Source organism: Williamsia herbipolensis, from assembly GCF_000964005.1.
Taxonomy (GTDB): domain Bacteria; phylum Actinomycetota; class Actinomycetes; order Mycobacteriales; family Mycobacteriaceae; genus Williamsia_A; species Williamsia_A herbipolensis.
This window is the reverse complement of record NZ_JXYP01000029.1, coordinates 111,687-131,567: the sequence shown is the minus strand read 5'-3', so window position 1 is coordinate 131,567 and position 19,881 is coordinate 111,687. Positions and strand designations below refer to the sequence as shown.

The window sequence follows — 19,881 nt, the reverse complement described above, 5'->3', positions numbered from 1 at the left end:
TCAACCGTGGCAGTGACCGCCCGGTGACGGGGCCACGTCGAGCGAGGGGTTGCGGTCGAAGAACCCGAAGGGCTTGAGCCAGAACGAGACCGTGTCGGCGGGCATCACCGGCCAGTCTTCGGGCCGGGTGATGTGGTGGACGCCGAACACGTACCAGAGCACGACATCGGTGTTCTCGATCGGACGGTCGGCCTTCGTCCACGCGCCGAGCCCCGTGTCGCCGGCCGATTGGTTCACGAACTCGCCTGCGGGCCAGCGCTCGTCGGCTCGGTTCGGGGTCACCCAGAGGGTGTGGCCGATCACCTCCGCGCGGGCGAAGATGGGCGAGGCCGGGTCGAACATCGCCGGGATCGCGTCACCGGGCACCAGTTTGTAGGCCGGATGTGTGCCCAGGCCGTTGACGGTGTTGGGGTTGACCACCTTCCACGCCCGCTGGCTCGCCCAGTTCATGTCCTGACGTCCCTGCAGCTCGGTGCGCAGCGGAGTGTTGCGCTGCACCAGCGACAGACCGTAGGGGTTGTCGGGGCCCATCGGCTCGGCCTCGGTCTCGCTCATCACGACGGTGTTGTCGGTGCCGTCGACGTCGAGATCGAGACGTGCCACCAGGAAGTGTTGGTGGAACGGCGCATACGTGCGCTCGTCGACGAGCGTGCCGTGCGGGTGCTCGGCGCCGGGCGCGATCGGCGTGGTGACCATGATCCCCGTGGCGCGCACCTCGCACTGGATGTTGCCGTCCTGGTAGAAGCGCCAGTAGACCAGGTACTCGTAGTTCGCGACGGTCACGTGGAAGCTGACCGTGAGTCGCCGCATGCGTCGCACCTCGGCGCCGGCGTCGTGGTCGACGTGCTTCCACAGCACCGCGTCGTCCTCTTCGTGGATGCAGATCGCGTTGGTGATCGTGTACGGCTCACCGGCGCTGTCGTGCAGTGTCGCATCGAGATACCGGATCTCGCCGAGGCAGTCGCATCCCAGTTCCAGGGACGTGGTCATGAACCCCAGTCCCCACTCGCCGATGTCGAACGCGGTACGCCGGTAGTGGTCCTCGCAGTGATCGCGGTAGGGAACCATCATCTCCGCGAACGACATGCGGTGCGCGACCGACCGTTCGCGGTCGCCGTCGCGGTAGGTGACGGTGTGCAGCGTCATGCCCTCGCGGTGGTTGAACCCGACGCGTAACGACCAGTTCTGCCACTGCAGCAGGTTGCCGTCGAGGGTGAACGACGGCCCCTCGGGCTGGGTGATCTCCAACGGTTTCAGGGGTTCTCGCCGCGACTGGGCCCGGACACGCTCGGGGATCAGCGACGGTACGTACTCGCCCATCACCTCCGGCGGGTCGATCGCCCCGTCGGGTCCGTCGAACGAGTCCTCGATACGCAACAGTTCCATCGTGTTCACGTCGATCACGCAGTGCAGCCCCGACACCGGGTGCGCATACGGGTTCGCGCCGGGCTCCGACCGCAGCCAGGTGTCCGACCAGCCGAGTCGTCGATCGGCGTACTCGGGCGGCGCCACCGCGGCACCGTAGGTCCAGGTGTCCATGAACACCAGGTCGAGATCGGTGATCCCACGCCGGGCCAGAGCGGCGACCACATCGGGATGGGCGCGCAGGACGCGATCGCATTCCTCGAACTCGTCGACGGTGAAGTTGGCCTGGACGCCGGGGATGTGTTCGAACGATTCGACGCGGCCGTCGGTCAGCGACACCACGGCCTTGTGCGTGGCGTTGCGTGCCGATTCCAGCAGCGTGACGAGCGCCCGCCGGGGCGGCACGGTGCCGTTCGACTCGAACGCGGAGAGCTCGGGTTTTTTCGGCTCGGCCATCTCGATGGAGCAGTAGCGCCACCCCGGTCCCACGCCGTGCGCTGCGGCGAGAATGTCTGTCACCGAACGGAACTCGTCGGTGTCGAGCGGATCGAGCGGGTGCTGCGTCACGAGAGGTCTGCTCCTGGTGTGGGAGGAAAACACGCCTGCGCGGCCGGGTTACGACCGCGCAGGCGGGGTTCTGGGCGGTCCTACTCGACCGAGCTCATCACATGTTTGATGCGCGTGTAGTCCTCCACGCCGTAACCGGAGAGGTCTTTGCCGTAGCCGGAGTTCTTGAACCCGCCGTGGGGCATCTCGGCGACCAGCGGGATGTGGCAGTTGATCCACACGCAGCCGAAATCGAGAGCGGCCGACATGCGGGTGGCGGTGGCGTGGTCGGTGGTCCACACGCTCGAGGCCAGGCCGTAGTCGACACCGTTGGCGAGGTCGATCGCGTGCGATTCGTCGGTGAACGACTGCACCGTCACCACCGGGCCGAACGTCTCCTGCTGCACCAGGTCGTCGTCCTGGTGGACGCCGGTGATGACCGTCGGTTCGACGAAGAACCCCTTGTCGCCCTTGCGTTTGCCGCCGATGGCGACGGTGGCGTGGGGTGGGACGGAGTCGAGGATCGAGGTGACCTTGCCGAAGTGGTTGACGTTGTTCAGCGGGGGCACGGTGACATCGGCGGTGTAGGCGACGAGTTTGTCGACGAAGGCGTCGTGGATCGACTCGTGCACCAGGATGCGGGTGACGGCGGTGCAGTCCTGACCGGCGTTGAAGAACGCGGCGTCGGCGATCGGCGCCACGGACTTCTCGAGGTCGGCGTCGGCGAACACCACCGCGGGCGCCTTGCCGCCGAGTTCGAGATGCGCGCGCTTGAGGTTCTTCGCTGCGGCCACCGCGACGGCGATGCCGGCGCGGACCGATCCGGTGATGGCGACCATGGCCGGCGTCGGATGGCTCACCACCGCGGCACCGGTCTCACCGTTGCCCAGGACGATGTTGAGGACACCGTCGGGGAGGATTCCCTTGGTGATCTCGGCGAGCACCAGCGTGCTCTCGGGGGTGGTGTCGCTCGGCTTGAGCACGATCGTGTTGCCCGCGGCGAGGGCGGGGCCGATCTTCCACAGCGCCATCATCAGCGGGTAGTTCCACGGCGTCACCTGACCGACCACGCCGACCGGTTCACGACGCACGTGGGAGGTGAAACCCTCCATGTACTGCCCCGCCGACTTGCCCTCCAACATGCGGGCGGCGCCGGCGAAGAACCGGATCTGATCGGCGCCGACGGTCACCTCCTCGTCGGCGATCTGCTGGTCGGGCTGTCCGGTGTTGCGCGCCTGGGCGGCAACGATCCGATCGGAGTTGGCCTCGATGGCATCGGCGAGGCGCAGCAGCGCCTTCTGCCGCGTCGAGGGGGTGGTGGTGCCCCACGAGGCGAACGCGGCCTTCGCCGCCGCCATCGCCGCATCGACATCGGCCGCACCGGAGATGGGGGAGCGGGCCACGACGGATTCGTCGATCGGGTTCACCACGTCGATGACGTCGGTGCCCGTCGCATCGACGTACTCCCCGTTGATCCAGTTCCTCAGCACGGTCGGTGTGGTCATACGGGTGGCTGCCTCCTGCGGCGACGGTGGGTGGCTTGTCGATCAGTGTTTCCCGTGTGGGTGGTGGGGTGTCCCTGACAGTCTGTCCACACACCACCGTCCCGAGTGGACGAAACGGAGTACCGTTACGGTGTCCGCGCAGTTCGAAGGGGTGATCCGATGGCGACGACGGTCGGCTGGCTCCTCGATCAACGCGCTCTCGACCTGCGATCGTGCACCGGCAGCCTCGGCCTCGACCGTCCGATCGACTGCGCCCTGACCTCCGAGCTCGTCGACGCCGCCGACTGGTTGTCGGGCGGGGAGCTGTTGCTGACCACGGGGATGCGGCTGCCCGACGACCGCGACGGCCGCCGGCGGTACCTCGCGAGCCTCGCCGAGGCCGGTGTCGCGGCGATCGGTTTCGGGACCGGGCTCGGCTACGACACCGTGCCCGACGACCTCGTCGACATCGGCACCGATCTCGGCCTGCCGGTGCTCGAGGTGCCCCTGCCCGTCCCGTTCTCCGCCATCGCGCGCACCCTGCTCGACCGTGTCGCCGACGATCGCTACGCGCAGTTCACCCGGGCGGCGCGTAGCCAGCCGGCGATGACGCGGGCCGTCATCGCCGGTGGTGTCCCCGCACTCGCCGGGGAACTCGCCGCCGCCCTCGACCACACCGTGGTGGTGATCGACCGCGACGGCCGCGTCGTGTGCAGTCGCCCACGTGCGGCCGATCCGGTCGCGATGACGCACGTGCGCCGTGCCCTCGGACCCGACCACTGGCGTTCGCGCGCGGCCTCGGCGACGGGTGTGACCATCACCGACGACCACACCATCACCGTGCAGCGCATCAGCTCCGGCGGAGCGGTGGTCGGGCATCTCGCGGTGATCGGCGACCGGCCGCTCGGTGATCTGCAGCGTGTACTGGTCGGCCACGCGTCGTCGTTGATCACCCTGCAGCACAACGGTGCCGGTGATGTGGCCGCCGAACGGGCGCAGCTGCACGCCGACGTCCTGGGGTTCGCGATACGCGGGGACACCCTTCCCGCGACCGCCGAGACCATGCTCCTGCGTGCGGCCGACGACGACGGTCTCGTACGGGTGGTCGTGTTCGAGTTCCGCTCGTCGACGGTGGCCGCCGACGCGGTGGGTCAGCTCGCGTCGGCGCTCGAGCAGAGGTGGCGCCCGGTGTTCTGCACGAGGGACGGGCGAGAAGTGGTGGTGCTGCTGCGCGGCGACGACGACACCGCGACCGCACAGTCGCTCGCCGCGGGTCTGCGGATGCGGGCCGGTCTCGGTGACCCGGTCGCCCTGTGCGACATCGCCGCATCGACCGGACAGGCCCGCCAGGCCGCACGGGCCGCCGTCGACGGAGAGGTGGTCGACCTGGTGACGACGCGATCGGTGCTCGCGATCGACGGTGTCCAGGACGGCCTGCGCGGACTCCACGACATCCGGCTGCGACCGCTGCTCGAGGTGCGTGCCGCCGGCGGTGCCGACCTGGTCACCACGCTGCGCCGCTACCTCGAGGCCAACGGCCACTGGGAGTCAGCCGCCGCGGCCATCGGTGTGCACCGACACACGTTGCGACAGCGGGTCTCCCGGATCGAGGGACTCCTCGGTATCGATCTCGCCGACGCCCGCACCCGCGCCGAGCTGCTGCTCATCCTCCTCAGCGGTGACCGACCGCCCGCCGGACGAGAATCACGCTGATCTCACCGGTGGGCACAGGTCACCGGGGTTCCTAGCGTGACATCGTGCAGGACAGGGGTATCCGGTGACCGCGGACGCCGCGCCGGCGACGACGATCGTCGACGACGCGACGATCCACCCGCTCGACGATCCCGTCCGCTCATCGCTCCGCGGCGAACACGCACGTTTCGCCGAGTGGTCCGGGCGTATCGCCCGATACGACGACGAGGTCGCGGCCTTCGTGGGGCACCCGCCCGAGTTCGACGATCAGGACTGGACAGACCTGGCTGCACTGGTCGGCCCGTCCACACGGGTCGCGCTGCGGGGTTCGTACGTTCCGCCACCGGGATGGGAGGTTCTCGGCGAGTTCGGGTCGGTACAGCTCGAGGGTGCGGGGCTCGAGGTCGCGCCCGACCCCGAGGCCGTCGTCCTCACCGGCGACCACGTGCCCGCGATGCTCGACCTCGTCGCCCGGACCGAACCCGGCCCGTTCCGGATACGCACCATCGAGATGGGCACCTACCTCGGATTCCTGCACGACGGCCAGCTGGTCGCCCTGGCCGGTGAACGCATGCACCCCCATGGCTGGACCGAGATCAGTGCCGTCTGCACCGATCCGAGGTTCCGCCGCCGCGGTCTGAGCACCCGACTCGTCCGGGCCGTCGGCCACGGCATCCGGTCGCGCGGTGAGATCCCGTTCCTTCATGCCCGCGCCGACAACCACGACGCCATCCGTCTCTACGAGTCGCTGGGGTTCACGCTCCGCAAGCGCTCGGTGCTCACGGCGGTGCGGACGCCCGCCGGTCGTGCGCGCGGATGACGTCGATCGAGAACGCCGCCGCCTCCGGGGTGTACGAGTCGGTGGCCGATGCGATCGGGCACATACCGTCGCGACCGTGCGCAGCGGGCGCGAGTGATCGAGATCGGTGACGCTTCCCGGTTCTGATCCCACTGAGTGTGCGATCTGCGACAAGCACCGGGGTGTCGGGTCTTTGAGCTGCCCGGTGATTCACAGCGACGAACAGGTTGTGGTCACGTATCGTCTGTCCCCGACTGACGGACTGTACGTTCCGGGTTACCTCTCCATCGAGACGCGACGGCACGCAGCCGTGCTGCCGCCGCTCGTCGAGTCGGAGGTGGCGGCCGTCGCGCGAGCTGCGTGGCGCATGTCGCGCGCGCTCGAACGAGAGCTGCACCCGCAGTTCGTCTTCTCCCTGATCGCCGGACGTAGTGTGGCGCACTTTCACCAGCATGTCTTCGTCCTGCCCCGGGGCACGCCGGACACCGTTGCATGGAACGACGTGGATTCGTGGTCCGAACGTCCGCGGGTCACCGCGGCAGAGCTGGTTTCGCTCTGTGATCGGCTGCGATCGCATTCCCCCTGATCCTCGGCGGTCCCCGTCGAGGCCGAGCTGTCCGGTCGCCGGTTCTCGGCTGTGGACAACTCCTGCTGCGTAGCCAGTATTGTCAGAGGAGGGATGTAGCGTGTCTCGCCCTGTGGGCTGAAGAATCGAAATACACTCATGCTCAACAACATTCATCAAAATTAATGGTTGCACACTGTTCGAACGTGTGTACGATAGAGGCATGAGTCGGGGGACACTGACCGAGATCGCCAACGAATTGGTCGATCAGTTCGGCTGCAGGGAAACAATTGTCGACGACGTCGACGAACTGATCGTCGATGGCATCCGGGGTGCTGTCGCGCTGCGAGCGGTCGCCGACGACCTGCTCGCACGTCTGAGTGATCAGGCCGAACGTGTCGGTACTGCCAGACGCGCCGGCATGAGGTTGCGGGAGCTGTTGTGCGCCAATGGTGTCGCGCCCGCTGTTGCGGCGAGGGTGATCCGTCTCGGGCGTGCCATCGCTGTGCTGCCGGGCCTCGCTCGGCACAGTCGCGATGCCACCCTGTCAGCTGAACACCTCAATGCTGTCGCCCGCGGGGTTTCACATGTCGTCGGGCGGACCGGTGAGACGATCGACTCCGAGGCCATCGGCGAGGTGGAACGCAGTCTGATCGGATACGCAGTCGCCGGCAATACGCCAGTCGAGATCAACGATCGGGCCCGGGCAGCGGCAATCGAGATGCGTGCCGAGAATCCCGACGACGACCCGGATCGGATACCGGCCGCTGAGGACACCACCCTCAACGAGCTCGGCTGGAACACCGGTGGCGACGGGCGCCTGCGCGGCGAATTCGACCTCGATACGCTGACCGCCGAACGGTTGATCACCGCCCTCGACACCGCATCACGCCCCCGCCCCGAGCCCGACGGCTCCGACGATCCACGACCGGCCGCACGCCGCCGCGCCGACGCGTTCGCACAGCTACTGGAGGTCGGGACCCGCGGACTCGGTCCCGACGCCCTGTCCGGGGCGCCACGCACCGAAATCCTCGTGACCATCCCCGTCCACGCCGACGTCGACGCTGCGACCGTGACCGCAGGTACCGCTTCGTTGATGTGGATGGGGCCGATCACCGAACTGTCCGCGAAACTGCTGTCCTGCGACGCTCGGGTGACCGGCGTCGGAGTTGACCTCAACGGCGCGCCAGTGTCGGTGACGGCACCCGAGCCGCGGCTGTTCACCGGAGCTGCCCGCAGGGTCGTGCTCCTGCGCGACCGCTGCTGCATCAAATGCGGGGCACCCGCCTCGTGGTGCGACGTCCACCACATCATTCAGTTTGCCGATGGTGGACCGACCGCCGTCGACAACGGATGTCTCCTGTGCCGCTCCTGTCACACCGCGGTCCACCACGACGGCTGGGACATCGTCATGGGCACCGACCGCCACCCCTGGTTGATCCCACCCGCCGGCGTCGACCCACACCGGAAGCCGCTACCCGCCTACAACAGAAGAACATTGACCGTGATGGAACCGACCGCGGCATAGCGCCGTCATTGAACCAACGCCCCGCCCACCCACGGGAGCGGCACGAACATTGACAACTCCATAGTGTGAGACCCATGGATCTGCAGCTGAACGGTAAGCGAGCGATCGTCACAGGTGGAAGTCGCGGAATTGGTCGGGCCATCGCGCGAACGCTCGCGGCAGAGGGCGCGAGCGTCGTGATCGCATCGCGTGGTCGGGAGGCACTCGACGCCGCGGCGACCGAACTGACCGAGCAGACCGGCGGTCGCGTCATCGGCATCACCGTCGACACGGGTGGTCAGGAGTCGGTCGACCGTCTGGTGGAACGAACCGTCGCCGAACTCGGAGGCGTCGACATCCTCGTCAACTCCGCCGCGACCCCGTGGAGCTCGGGCAAGCCCACCGACTTCGACTCGATCACCGATGACGTGGTGCGCGAAGAGGTCGAGATCAAGGTCCTCGGCTACCTGCGCACCGCACGTGCAGTCTCTCCGCACCTCATCGAGCAGGGGTGGGGTCGCATCATCAACATCAGTGGACTCGGCGCGCGGCAGGCGAACTCGATCGCCCAGACGATTCGCAACGTGAGTGTGTCCGCGCTGACCAAGAACCTCGCCGATGAACTGGGGCCGCACGGAGTCAACGTCACCGTGGTCCATCCGGGTCTGACCAGAACCGAATGACTCGAGGCCAGGCTCGCGGAACGGTCGGAGCGCGAGGGTGTTCCACTCGCGGACCTCGAGGCGGAGTTGGCGACTAACTCGATACGACGCGTCGTCGACGCTTCCGAGGTGGCCGATGTCGTCGCGTTCCTCGCGTCGCCGCGCAGCATCGCGATCACGGGCGACGCCATCGCGGCCGGTGGAGGCGTACCGGGGCCCGTCTACTACTGACGTCGAGGCCGGCGCCCGCGCCGCTCGAATCGCGGTGGTTGGAAATATCGCGGTGCATCCGGTCCGCACGTACGTTTCTCCCCAGTCCTGAATGGAGAAACAACGACGTGACCGCTGTAATACCCGGTGACACTTCGCGTTCGCGCGATACCGCACCAGACGACGACGACCTTCCCGTCGCGGCAGAAGAACTGACCGTCGCACGGACCTGGCACCCGTGGCGATGGGTGATCAGTGCCGTGACGCTGATCCTGGCCGCACAGTTCGTCCACGGTCTGGCGACCAACGCCGGCTGGGACTGGGGCACCTTCGGCGAATACTTCACCGCGAAGTCGGTGATCGCCGCCCTGTGGTTGACCATCCAGCTCACGTTCTGGGGCACCCTGATCGGTTTCGCCCTCGGGATCGCGCTGGCCGCGGCCCGGCTGTCCCACAACCCTGTGCTACAGGTCCTCTCGTGGTTCTACATCTGGGCGTTCCGGTCCATCCCGCTGATCGTGCAGCTGCTGTTCTGGTTCAACATCGCCTACCTCTACCAAAGCCTGTCGCTCGGGATCCCCTTTGGTCCTGCGTTCTTCACGTTCAACGTGAACAGCGTCATCAGTGGGTCGACGGCGGCGATCATCGGCCTCGCGCTGCATCAGGCCGCGTACTCCGCCGAGATCGTGCGCGCCGGGATCATCTCGGTCGACCAGGGGCAGCTCGAGGCGGCCGCGGCCCTGGGCATCCCGAAGCGACGCGAGTTCGTCGAGATCGTTCTCCCGCAGGCCATGCGCGGCATCCTGCCCAATGCGGCCAACGAAGTCATCTCCCTGTTCAAGGGCACCTCGATCGTGTCCGTGATGGCGATCGCCGAGCTCTTCTACCAGGTCCAGGTCATCTACGGTCGCAGCGGACGCGTGGTACCGATGCTCATGGTCGCCACCGTCTGGTACATCATCCTCACCTCGCTGCTGTCGATCGTGCAGTTCTACGTCGAACGGCACTACGCCAAAGGCGCATTGCGCACCGTGCCGCTGACACCGATCCAACAGATCCGCGCCAAGCTCGCCGAGCTGCCGCTCTCACCACGGGGAGCGACCCGATGACCACTACTGCACCCGTCACCGCGGCAATCGAGCACTCGCGGTACGCCATCGAGGCCAGGGGCGTCCACAAATCCTTCGGAACGCTCGAGGTGCTCAAGGGCGTCGACCTGACTGTGCGCCCCGGGGAGGTCACGGCGATCCTCGGCCCCTCTGGCTCGGGCAAGTCGACGCTGCTCCGCACGCTGAACCACCTCGAGAAGGTCGACAGCGGCGTCGTCCGCGTCGACGGCGAGCTGGTCGGCTACCGCCTCAGGGGACGCAGGCTGCACGAGCTCAAACCCCGCGAGATCCTGCGGCAGCGCTCCCAGATCGGCTTCGTCTTCCAGAACTTCAATCTCTTCCCGCACCTGACCGTGTTGGAGAACGTCGTCGAGGCCCCGCTGTCGGCACAGAAGCGTAACCGCGCCGAGGTGGAACGCGAGGCACGCGAGTTACTCGAACGCGTCGGCGTCGGCGACAAGGCGCACGACTATCCGCGACGGCTCTCCGGTGGCCAGCAGCAGCGCGTCGCCATCGCCCGCGCCTTGGCGTTGCGACCCAAGGTGATCCTGTTCGACGAACCGACTTCGGCGCTCGACCCCGAACTCGTCGGCGAGGTCCTCGAAGTCATCCGCCAACTCGCCCGCGACGGCGCCACCCTGGTGATCGTCACCCACGAGGTGGGCTTCGCCCGCGAGGTCGCCGACTCGGTGGTGTTCATGGACGGCGGGCTCGTCGTCGAACAGGGTTCTCCCGCTGCGGTCTTCGACAATCCCGTCCACGAACGGACCAAGACTTTCCTCTCGCACGTCCTCTGACCATCCGCCTCCGATGTCGCCCTCCGAGAAAGCAGTTCCATGTTCAGGCCCACCCGCCGCCTCGCGTCCGCCCTCTCCGCATTCGCGGTCGTCGCCCTGCTCGCCACGGCGTGCAGCGAGCCGACCACTGACAACACCCTGACCGCGCAGGACGGCCAATCGTTCGACCTGTCGCCGCAGCAGTCCGGCCGGATCACCACCGCCAAAGTGGATTCCATCGCCGCCGAGCTGCCCGCGGCGATCCGGGACAGCGGCACCCTGCGCGTCACCGGAACGGTCGGCACCACGCCACCGTTGGCGTTCTACGCCACCGACAACGCGACGGTCATCGGCAGCGAGGTCGACTTCGCGCACCTCATCGGCGACGTCCTCGGACTCAAAGTGGTTCGTACGAACGGTGACTGGGCGCAGAATTTCGTGAAGATCGACTCGAACCAGGTGGATCTGTTCGTCAACAACGTGACGGTGACCGAGGAGCGCAAGGAGAAATACGACTTCGCCACCTATCGGCTCGACAACCTCGCGCTCGAGGTACCGAAGGACTCGACCTGGACCTACAAGGATCGCAAGGACATCGCGGGCAAGAAGATCGGCGTCAGCTCTGGGACCAACCAGGAACAACTGCTGGTCGACTGGAACGCCCAGAACGTCGCCGAGGGGCGCGAGCCGGCGCAGATCTTCTACTACCAGAACGCCGCCGACTACTACCTGGCTCTGAGTTCGAAGCGCATCGACGGCTACCTGGGACCCAACCCGTCGGCGGTGTTCCACGTGGCCAGCAAGAAGGAGACCAAGATCATCGCGACCTATTCCGGCGCCGGTGACGCGCTGCAGGGCGAGATCGCGGTGCTGACGAAGAAGGGCAACGGAGTCATCAAGGCGGTGAACGACGCCCTCAACCACGTGATCGCCAACGGTGATTACAAGAAGGTCCTCGACCGTTGGGGACTCGACGACGAGGGAGTGAAGAATTCGGTCATCAATCCGCCCGGCCTGCCCAAGAAGTCCTGATGTGCCGGACCTCACCGTCGTCCGGGTGCACCAGACCGACCCCCGAGCACAGCCGCTGCTGACCGAGCTGGCCGTCGAGTACAGCACCCGCTACGGCGGGTCCGCGGAGACGATGTACTCCGAGCTCGTCGACTACCCGGCCGCGGAGTTCGCGCCGCCGGACGGCGCGCTCGTGGTGCTCCTGCGCGGCGACGAGGTCGTCGCCGGCGGGGCGTTTCGCCGGTACGACCACGACACGGCCGAACTGAAACGGATCTGGACCTCGGCCGCCCATCGGCGCCAGGGTCTGGCCCGGCGGGTTCTGGTCGAACTCGAGCGCGCGATCACCGAACTCGGTTATCGCCGTATCTATCTGACCACCGGATGGCGCCAGCCCGAAGCCGTCGCGCTGTATCTCGCGGCCGGCTACACCGCCCTGTTCGATCCGACGGCCCCGTCCGTGGAGCATGTCCCGCACCCGTTCGAGAAGATGACCGGACCAGTGTCGCGAGCCGTCGGTGACTGACCGTGTCAGCTCTGCGGGGCGGCCGCGACCGGGGTGGGCGACGAGCGCGGGGCGAGTCGCGACACGATGCACCGCGCGACGTCGCGCACGGCCGACCGGTCGTGCGTGTAATACCAGGCGTATCGGCGCGCGGCGAGGGGCCCGCTGTCGCCGAGGTCGCGGGCGACGATCGTGGCGGCGTAGTTCTGGGTCAGGATCGCCAACGCGAACTGGCGCGAGAAGCCGACGTTCGGGGCGATCGGACCGCGCACGCCGGGCACGTCGAACTCGCCGGCCCCCACGACCCCGACGAGGGTGTGTTTGCGGGCGAACTCGGCGTACTGGTGCCCGAACCGGGTCTGGAAGGCGTCGGCGTTCTGCACCGCGACGACCATGCACCCGGGGGTGAAGAGCTGGTCGCCGAACGAGGTCACGGTGTCGAAGACCCGCATGATGGTCGCGTAGTCGATGACCTGGGTCGGGAGCCGGTCGAGGATGTCGGCCGGCGCCTGCAGGGGCGGCGGACCGGCCGAGAACGGCCGGATCATGCGGTGCGGGTCGGCGAGCGGCGGATCCGTCGATGGGTCGCCGGGGCGTCCGAGCAGGAAACCCTGGCCCAGGGTCGCGCCGACCGCTCGGGCCACGGCGATGTCGCCCTCGTCCTCGATGCCCTCGGCGAGAATGTGGGCACCGGTCTCCGCGGCGTAGTCGATGACGAACGAGATGGTGTCGTCGGAACCGGGCGCCGTCGGGTCGGTGATGATCCGCCGGTCGAGCTTCACCACGTCGGGGAGGATCAGCGGCAGCAGCGCCAACGATTCCGGGTTCGGGCCCACGTCGTCGAGAGCGATGCCGCAGTCGCGCTCGCGGGCCCAGTCGATGGTGGCCATCACCGCGGCCGGGTTCGCGAGGACGTCGCGCTCGGTGAGCTCGATGATGATCTGCAGGTCGTTGCTCGTGATCTCCCGGAACCGGTCCCCGGGGAAATGCCACGTCGGTGACGTCCCGAGCGCCGTGGGTTCCACGTTGATGAAGACGCTCAGCGGGCGGACGAGACCCTCACGCAACGACGAGACGACCGCGGCGCGGCGACAGGCCCAGTCCAGTTCGGCGAGGCGCCCCGACCTGCGCGCATGGTCGAAGACCTCGAGAGGGGAGACGTCGGGCTCGGCGGGCCAGCGCGACAACGCCTCGTACCCGACGGTCGTGGAGGTCGAGAGGTCGACGATGGGCTGGAACACGGGCACGACCGGAGACGCCAGGGCGCGCTCGGCGCGCCGGTGGTCGTAGGTCATCGCAGGTCACGCCTGTCTCTAGCCGGTCTCCCGAACCACTGTTGATCATCGTTGGCGTGGACCGGTCGCGCAAGAACGTGCACGTCGGCGCGTGTCGCAATCGCACGTTCCACCGACACCGCCGAGTGGGTGCTCCCGCCGGGGCGGAGACCGGCCTCACGGCGGCGGGGGAGAAAAGTTTGGAACACTGGGGAGGTGACCCCGCCCCCCTCCTCGTCCGCAGCACCCACCACCGACGGCTCGCCGGCCTCGACGGCCCGTTCGGCCGAGTTGTTCGCGCGGGCCAGTGGTGTCATCCCCGGCGGGGTGAACTCGCCGGTGCGTGCCTTCTCGGCGGTCGGCGGCACACCGCGGTTCATCACCTCGGCGCAGGGCTGTCGCATGACCGACGCCGACGGCACCACCTACATCGACCTCATCAGCTCCTGGGGCCCGATGATCCTGGGCCACGCCCATCCGACCGTGGTCGAGGCCGTGCAGCGCGCCGCGACCACCGGCCTGTCGTTCGGTGCCCCGACCGAGGCCGAGATCGAACTCGCCGAGGAGATCATCGGACGCGTCGCGCCTGTCGAACGGGTGCGACTGGTCAACTCCGGTACCGAGGCCACGATGTCGGCGGTCCGTCTGGCCCGCGGCTTCACCGGCCGCACCAAGATCATCAAGTTCGCGGGCTGCTACCACGGTCACGTCGATGCGCTGCTCGCCGACGCGGGCTCCGGCGTCGCGACGCTCGGTCTGCCGACCTCGCCCGGCGTCACCGGCGCCCAGGCCGCCGACACCATCGTCGTGCCCTACAACGACCTCCCCGCGGTCGAGGCCGCGTTCGCCGAGAACCCCGACACCATCGCCTGCGTGATCACCGAGGCCGCCGCCGGGAACATGGGTGCCATCGCCCCGGGCCCCGGGTTCAACGCCGGACTCAAGGAGCTGACCGCCCGCAACGGCGCGCTGCTCATCGTCGACGAGGTGATGACCGGGTTCCGGGTGAGTCCGTCGGGCTGGTTCGGCATCGACGGTGTCGCCGGCGACCTCTACACCTTCGGCAAGGTGATGAGCGGCGGCCTCCCCGCGGCCGCGTTCGGCGGTCGCGCCGACATCATGGGCCATCTGGCGCCGGCCGGGCCGGTCTACCAGGCGGGCACCCTGTCGGGGAATCCTGTCGCCGTGGCCGCCGGACTGGCCACATTGCGCACCGCCGACGCCGCTGTGTACGCCGCACTCGACGCCAACTCCCACCGCCTGGGCGACCTCATCACCGGTGCGCTCGACGCCGCGGGTGTCGGACACCGCGTGCAGTACGCGGCCAACATGGTCAGTGTGTTCTTCACCTCCACCCCCGAGGTGGCGATCACCGACTACGCCGCGGTCAAGAGCAGCGAGACCTGGCGGTTTGCGCCGTTCTTCCACGCGCTGCTGGCACGTGGGGTGTACCCGCCGCCCAGCGCGTTCGAGGCGTGGTTTGTGTCGGCAGCGCTCGACGAGGATGCTTTCGGTGTCCTGGCCGACGCGATGCCTGCGGCGGCCGCCGCGGCTGCCGCGGCCACGTCCGGCGAGGAGCTCCACTGATGCAGCGCACCATCGTGCACATGATGCGACACGGCGAGGTGCACAACCCCGACGGCATCCTCTACGGCCGTCTGCCGCATTTCGGGTTGTCGACCACGGGCACCCGACAGGCCGGCCGTGTCGCCGACGAGCTCGCCGACCACGACATCACCGCCGTCTTCGCCTCGCCGCTGCAGCGCGCACAGGAGACCGCCACCCCGATCGCCGCGCGCCACGGGCTGTCGATCATCACCGACGAGGGCCTCATCGAGGCCGAGAACGTCTTCGAGGGTCTGAAGGTGTCGATCGGTGACGGCGCCCTGCGCCGCCCGCGGCACTGGCCGAAGATGCGCGACCCGTTCACGCCGTCGTGGGGTGAGCCCTACATCCAGCTCGCGCACCGCATGCTGGCCGTCGCCACCAAGGCCCGCGACGCCGCCCGCGGTCACGAGGCCGTCTGCGTCAGCCACCAGCTGCCCGTCTACACGCTGCGCCGGTTCCTCGAGGGCCAGCGCCTGTGGCACGACCCGCGGCGTCGCCAGTGCTCGCTGGCCTCGTTGACCAGCCTCCTCTACGACGGCGACGCCCTCGTCGACATCGTGTACTCCGAGCCGGCCGGCGCGTCCGACCCCCTCGCCACGGGGGCGTGACCCCAGCTGTGAAGACAGGCGCGGTGCTCGCGGCCATCGTGGCGCTGGTGGTGGTCCTCGCCGGCTGCGGTACCGGTGACGACGCCGTCGCCCAGGGCGACACCTTCGAGTTCGTGTCGCCGAACGGTCAGACCTCGATCACCTACGACCCGCCGTCGGCGCGCAAACGCGTCGCCGACCTGCGCGGCGAGAACGTCGTCGACAACAGCCCGCTCGCGCTGTCGGATTTCACCGGCGACGTCGTGGTGGTGAACGTGTGGGGACAGTGGTGCGCGCCGTGTCGCGCCGAGGTCGGTGACCTCGAGCAGACCTTCGAACGGACCCGCAGCCTCGGCGTCGCGTTCCTCGGCATCAACTTCCGCGACAACCAGACCGACGCGCAGGACTACATCGCCAACAACAAGATCAGCTACCCCTCGATCTTCGACTACCCCGGCCGCACGCTGGTCCGCCTGACCACGCCGACCTCGGTCGTCCCGACCACCGTCGTCCTCGACCGCTACCACCGCGCGGCCGCGGTGTTCCTGCGGACGATCTCCGCCGAGGAACTCGAACCGCTGGTCCGTCGCCTGGCCGCCGAGCCGTACGACGGTCCCCAGGCATCGACCGCGCCGTCGACGGCGACGGTGCCGTCGTGAGCAGCGTGGTGCTGGCCTCGGGTATCGGCGAGACCTTCGCCTCCACCGTCAGCACCGGCCCGATCCTCCTGGCGCTCGGCGCGTGCGCGCTCGCCGGACTGGTGTCGTTCGCCTCGCCCTGCGTGGTGCCGCTGGTGCCGGGCTATCTGTCGTATCTCGCCGGGCTCGTCGGCGCCGAGGCACCGCCGGTGCGCGCAGGCGAGCCGAAGACGACCGGCCGGGCCCGGGTGGCCGGTGCCGCACTGCTGTTCGTGCTCGGGTTCACCGTCGTGTTCGTGCTCGCGACCGCCACCGTCTTCGGCATCACCTCGGCGTTCGTGCTCAATCGCGATGTGCTGCAACGCATCGGCGGTGTCGTGACCATCGCCATGGGCCTGGTGTTCATCGGTCTCGTCCCGATGTTGCAGCGCGACGCCCGATTCCATCCGCGGCTGGTGTCGAACCTCGTCGGCGCACCGCTGCTGGGCGCGGTGTTCGCGCTCGGCTGGACACCGTGCCTGGGTCCGACGTTGGCCGCGGTCATCGCGACCGCCAGCGGCACAGAGGGTTCCACGGCCGTCCGCGGGGTCACCCTGATCATCGCGTACTGCCTCGGGCTCGGCCTGCCGTTCGTCATCCTCGCGTTCGGATCGGCCAGCGCACTGCGCGCCGTGGGCTTCATGCGTCGCCACGCCCGCACCATCCAGATCGTCGGCGGCGTGCTGCTCATCGCGGTCGGCATCGCACTCGTCACCGGTATGTGGGACTCGTTCGTCACCTGGGTGCGCGACGCGTTCGTCACCAACACGGAGTTACCGATATGACCGACACCATCGTCCGCGACGCGACCCCCGCCGCGTCGTCACCGCCCCCGGTGTGGAAACGACGCCTGCTGTGGCCCGCCCGCAACCTCTGGCGGTCGCTGACGTCGATGCGCACCGCGCTGGCGTTGCTGTTCCTGCTGGCGCTCGCCGCCGTCCCCGGTGCACTGCTGCCGCAGCGTTCGTTGAACTCGCAGAAGACCCAGGCCTACATCGACGACCACGGGTTGCCGGCCCGGATCCTCGATCGCCTGCAGTTCTTCGAGGTGTTCTCCAGCGTCTGGTTCACCGCGATCTACGTGCTGCTGTTCATCTCGCTGGTCGGTTGCCTCACCCCGCGCCTCATCGAGCACGGCAAGGCCCTGCGTGCGACACCGGTCGCCGCGCCCCGCAACTTCACCCGCCTGCCCCGCCACGACCGCCACGAGGTCGACGGTGCGCCTTCCGAGATCGCCGACCGCGTGATGGGCAACCTGCGCGGCTGGCGACGCATCCGGACCACCCGCAGTGTCACCGGGCCCGACGGCGAGCAGATCGAGATCATCGAGATCTCCGCCGAGAAGGGCTACCTGCGCGAGTTCGGCAATCTGGTGTTCCACTTCGCGCTGCTCGCGCTGTTGGTGTCGATCGCCGCGGGGAAGATGTGGGGCTACGAGGGCACCCGCATCCTCGTCGCCGACGGCCAGCAGGGCCTGTGCAACACCTCGACCGCGGTCTACGACTCGTTCCGCGGCGGCAACCTCGTCGACGGCACCGACCTCGCGCCGTTCTGTGTGCAGGTCGACGACTTCACCGCCAAGTACCTGCCCAGCGGGCAGGCCGACATGTACTCCGCCCGCGTCGACTACCAGGCCGGCTCCGACCTCGAGAACGACCGCACCAAATCGGCGACCCTGAAGGTCAACGACCCCCTGCGTGTCGCCGGCGACCGCGTCTACCTCCTCGGCCACGGCTACGCGCCCACCTTCACCGTCACCTTCCCGGGCGGGGAGAAGCGCACCCAGACCGTGCCGTTCACCCCGAACGAGGCGGTCACGCTGCTGTCGTCGGGTGCCGCGCGCTTCGACACCCCCGCCGGGCTATACCCGAACGCCGATGTCCGCCGCAAGAACCAGATCGCCGTGGAGGGCCTGTTCGCACCGACCGCGCTGCTCACCGGCGCGACCGGTTCGCTGCTGTCGTCGTCGTTCCCCGAGGCGCGTGACCCGCAGGTCGCGATCCGCATCTACAAGGGCGACACCGGCCTCGACACCGGGCGCCCGCAGAACGTCTACTCCCTCGACCAGAACCTCATCAACCAGGGCCGCCTGCTGCAGAAGGCGCAGGTCAACCTCGCGGTCGGGCAGTCGAGCACCATCGACGACGGCACCACCGTCCGCTTCGACGGCTACCAGCAGTGGGTGTCGCTGCAGGTCAGCCACGACCCCGCGCAGCAGTACGTGTTGATCTCGGCGATCGCGATGCTCGTCGGGCTGCTGGTGTCGCTGCTGATCAAGCGACGTCGGGTGTGGGCGCGGATCACCCCCGCGGATTCCTCGCTCCTGGATTCCGCCGCGACCGACAAACGACTTACAGTAGTAGAGATGGCGGGTCTCGCCCGGACCGATCAGGCCGGGTGGGGCGAGGGCTTCGGTGACCTCGTCCGCAGACTCCTCGAGATCGACCCACCCGGCGCACGCTCCACGCGCACCGGCGAAAGGTGACACCTGTGAACATCGACGAGAACCTGTCCCGGTACTCCGACCTGCTCTTCGGCACCACGCTCACGCTGTACGTGCTGGCGATGATCATGTTCCTGGCCGCCCTCGCGTCGTCGCGCACCACCGCCGCCGCTCCGGCCGCGGCCGAGGCCAACGTGCTGGTCAAGGCGGGTGGCGGCAACGACGTCCGCACCCCCGGTCCGGTGACCGACGTGCGGACGCCGGGCAAGATCGGTCCGCAGGTACGCACCCCGTTCGGTGAGCGCGTCGCGAAGATGGCGTTCCCGGTGGTGATCGTCGGCGCGCTGGCCCACATCGCGTCGATCGTGATCCGTGGTCTGGCGACCGACCGCATGCCCTGGGGCAACATGTACGAGTTCATCAGCCTGTCGTGCGCGGCGGGTGTCGTCGCCGGCATCGTGGTGCTGCGCCGCCCCGAGAACCGGCCGCTGCTGTCGTTCGTGCTGGTCCCGGTCGCCCTGCTCATGTTCATCGCGGGCCGGTGGCTCTACACGCAGGCCGCGCCCGTGGTGCCCGCCCTGAAGTCCTACTGGCTCGCCATCCACGTCTCCATCGTGTCGGTCGGGTCCGGGGTGTTCCTCGTCTCCGGTGTGGCCAGCGCGCTGTACCTGATCAAACTGCGCTACCCCGAGGCGGGGAACGGGATCGGTGGGCGCATCCTCGACCGGCTGCCCAGCGCGCAGGCGCTCGACCGGCTCGCCTACAAGACCGTCGTCTTCGCGTTCCCGTTGTTCGGCCTGGGCGTCATCTGCGGCGCCATCTGGGCCGAGTCGGCCTGGGGACGCTTCTGGGGCTGGGACCCCAAGGAGACGGTCTCGTTCATCGCCTGGATCATCTACGCGGCCTACCTGCACGCCCGCGCGACCGCGGGCTGGCGCAACACGTCGGCGGCGTGGATCAACATCGCCGGTTTCGTGGCGATGCTGTTCAACCTCTTCATCATCAACCTGGTGGTGTCGGGACTGCATTCCTACGCGGGGCTGTAAAGCATTTCGCGCTGC

General features: G+C 68.3%; 17 protein-coding genes and 1 pseudogene. 15 read left to right on the top strand and 3 right to left on the bottom strand.

Features of this window, described 5'->3' with window-relative positions; translation table 11 throughout:
- A complete protein-coding gene (locus TU34_RS16240; RefSeq protein WP_045823926.1) occupies window positions 1-1,932 on the bottom strand; it encodes a primary-amine oxidase in 1,932 nt (643 codons plus the stop codon).
- Window positions 1,933-2,012: 80 nt separating this feature from the next.
- Entirely contained in the window at window positions 2,013-3,416 is a 1,404-nt protein-coding gene (locus tag TU34_RS16235; RefSeq protein ID WP_045823925.1) for an aminobutyraldehyde dehydrogenase, read from the bottom strand.
- A 159-nt stretch (window positions 3,417-3,575) separates the two neighbouring features.
- Between TU34_RS16235 and TU34_RS16230 the strand changes: the two genes are divergently transcribed.
- From TU34_RS16230 to TU34_RS16190, 9 genes and pseudogenes are all read left to right on the top strand, one after another.
- The gene (locus TU34_RS16230) at window positions 3,576-5,108 is read left to right on the top strand and encodes a PucR family transcriptional regulator (protein ID WP_045823924.1); all 1,533 of its coding nucleotides are present in this window, start codon (window positions 3,576-3,578) and stop codon (window positions 5,106-5,108) included.
- Window positions 5,109-5,172: 64 nt separating this feature from the next.
- Window positions 5,173-5,907 carry a GNAT family N-acetyltransferase gene (locus TU34_RS16225; protein WP_045823923.1) on the top strand — a complete coding sequence of 245 codons (735 nt, stop codon included), beginning with the start codon at window positions 5,173-5,175 and terminating at the stop codon, window positions 5,905-5,907.
- 184 nt (window positions 5,908-6,091) lie between these two features.
- Window positions 6,092-6,472 (top strand): HIT family protein, encoded by a 381-nt coding sequence (locus tag TU34_RS16220; RefSeq protein ID WP_203225480.1) that lies wholly within the window; start codon window positions 6,092-6,094, stop codon window positions 6,470-6,472.
- Between the two features lie 202 nt (window positions 6,473-6,674).
- The gene (locus TU34_RS16215; protein WP_052688983.1) at window positions 6,675-7,979 is read left to right on the top strand and encodes an HNH endonuclease signature motif containing protein; all 1,305 of its coding nucleotides are present in this window, start codon (window positions 6,675-6,677) and stop codon (window positions 7,977-7,979) included.
- A gap of 74 nt (window positions 7,980-8,053) precedes the next feature.
- Window positions 8,054-8,851 (top strand): annotated as a pseudogene (locus tag TU34_RS16210) (SDR family oxidoreductase).
- Between the two features lie 191 nt (window positions 8,852-9,042).
- Window positions 9,043-9,939, top strand: a complete 897-nt coding sequence (locus TU34_RS16205) for an amino acid ABC transporter permease (protein WP_045823965.1) — start codon at window positions 9,043-9,045, stop codon at window positions 9,937-9,939.
- Window positions 9,936-10,736 carry an amino acid ABC transporter ATP-binding protein gene (locus tag TU34_RS16200; protein WP_045823921.1) on the top strand — a complete coding sequence of 267 codons (801 nt, stop codon included), beginning with the start codon at window positions 9,936-9,938 and terminating at the stop codon, window positions 10,734-10,736. The genes TU34_RS16205 and TU34_RS16200 overlap by 4 nt, the downstream gene beginning before the upstream one ends.
- A gap of 39 nt (window positions 10,737-10,775) precedes the next feature.
- On the top strand, window positions 10,776-11,747 hold the full coding sequence (locus tag TU34_RS16195) for an ABC transporter substrate-binding protein (protein ID WP_045823920.1): 972 nt from the start codon (window positions 10,776-10,778) through the stop codon (window positions 11,745-11,747).
- A gap of 1 nt (window position 11,748) precedes the next feature.
- Window positions 11,749-12,252 carry a GNAT family N-acetyltransferase gene (locus TU34_RS16190; RefSeq protein ID WP_045823919.1) on the top strand — a complete coding sequence of 168 codons (504 nt, stop codon included), beginning with the start codon at window positions 11,749-11,751 and terminating at the stop codon, window positions 12,250-12,252.
- 5 nt (window positions 12,253-12,257) lie between these two features.
- On the opposite strand, the gene TU34_RS22410 is transcribed toward TU34_RS16190, so the two are convergent.
- Complete coding sequence (locus TU34_RS22410; protein WP_052688982.1) at window positions 12,258-13,526, bottom strand: EAL domain-containing protein; 1,269 nt, start codon at window positions 13,524-13,526, stop codon at window positions 12,258-12,260.
- Between the two features lie 195 nt (window positions 13,527-13,721).
- Here TU34_RS22410 and hemL point away from each other — a divergent pair, with 195 nt between their 5' ends.
- From hemL to ccsB, 6 genes are read left to right on the top strand one after another with little or no spacing between them, the layout of a single operon-like run.
- Window positions 13,722-15,092 (top strand): glutamate-1-semialdehyde 2,1-aminomutase, encoded by a 1,371-nt coding sequence (gene hemL, locus TU34_RS16180; protein ID WP_082080356.1) that lies wholly within the window; start codon window positions 13,722-13,724, stop codon window positions 15,090-15,092.
- On the top strand, window positions 15,092-15,721 hold the full coding sequence (locus TU34_RS16175; RefSeq protein WP_045823918.1) for a histidine phosphatase family protein: 630 nt from the start codon (window positions 15,092-15,094) through the stop codon (window positions 15,719-15,721). The genes hemL and TU34_RS16175 overlap by 1 nt, the downstream gene beginning before the upstream one ends.
- Window positions 15,718-16,359, top strand: a complete 642-nt coding sequence (locus tag TU34_RS16170; protein WP_420835192.1) for a TlpA family protein disulfide reductase — start codon at window positions 15,718-15,720, stop codon at window positions 16,357-16,359. Before TU34_RS16175 ends, TU34_RS16170 begins: the two co-directional genes overlap by 4 nt.
- Window positions 16,356-17,162, top strand: coding sequence for a cytochrome c biogenesis CcdA family protein (locus TU34_RS16165; protein WP_045823916.1), 807 nt, complete (start codon window positions 16,356-16,358; stop codon window positions 17,160-17,162). Before TU34_RS16170 ends, TU34_RS16165 begins: the two co-directional genes overlap by 4 nt.
- Window positions 17,159-18,862, top strand: coding sequence for a cytochrome c biogenesis protein ResB (resB, locus tag TU34_RS16160; protein WP_045823915.1), 1,704 nt, complete (start codon window positions 17,159-17,161; stop codon window positions 18,860-18,862). Before TU34_RS16165 ends, resB begins: the two co-directional genes overlap by 4 nt.
- A gap of 5 nt (window positions 18,863-18,867) precedes the next feature.
- Window positions 18,868-19,866, top strand: a complete 999-nt coding sequence (gene ccsB / locus TU34_RS16155; RefSeq protein ID WP_238981347.1) for a c-type cytochrome biogenesis protein CcsB — start codon at window positions 18,868-18,870, stop codon at window positions 19,864-19,866.
- The last annotated feature ends 15 nt before the right edge of the window (window positions 19,867-19,881 follow it).

Excerpts from the sequence above, each read along its gene's own strand:
- TU34_RS16200 (WP_045823921.1), top strand. The coding sequence starts at position 9,936 with ATGACCACTACTGCACCCGTCACCGCGGCAATCGAGCACTCGCGGTAC.
- TU34_RS16230 (WP_045823924.1), top strand. The coding sequence starts at position 3,576 with ATGGCGACGACGGTCGGCTGGCTCCTCGATCAACGCGCTCTCGACCTG.
- TU34_RS16175 (WP_045823918.1), top strand. The coding sequence starts at position 15,092 with ATGCAGCGCACCATCGTGCACATGATGCGACACGGCGAGGTGCACAAC.
- resB (WP_045823915.1), top strand. The coding sequence starts at position 17,159 with ATGACCGACACCATCGTCCGCGACGCGACCCCCGCCGCGTCGTCACCG.
- TU34_RS16195 (WP_045823920.1), top strand. The coding sequence starts at position 10,776 with ATGTTCAGGCCCACCCGCCGCCTCGCGTCCGCCCTCTCCGCATTCGCG.
- TU34_RS16215 (WP_052688983.1), top strand. The coding sequence starts at position 6,675 with ATGAGTCGGGGGACACTGACCGAGATCGCCAACGAATTGGTCGATCAG.
- TU34_RS22410 (WP_052688982.1), bottom strand. The coding sequence starts at position 13,526 with ATGACCTACGACCACCGGCGCGCCGAGCGCGCCCTGGCGTCTCCGGTC.
- TU34_RS16235 (WP_045823925.1), bottom strand. The coding sequence starts at position 3,416 with ATGACCACACCGACCGTGCTGAGGAACTGGATCAACGGGGAGTACGTC.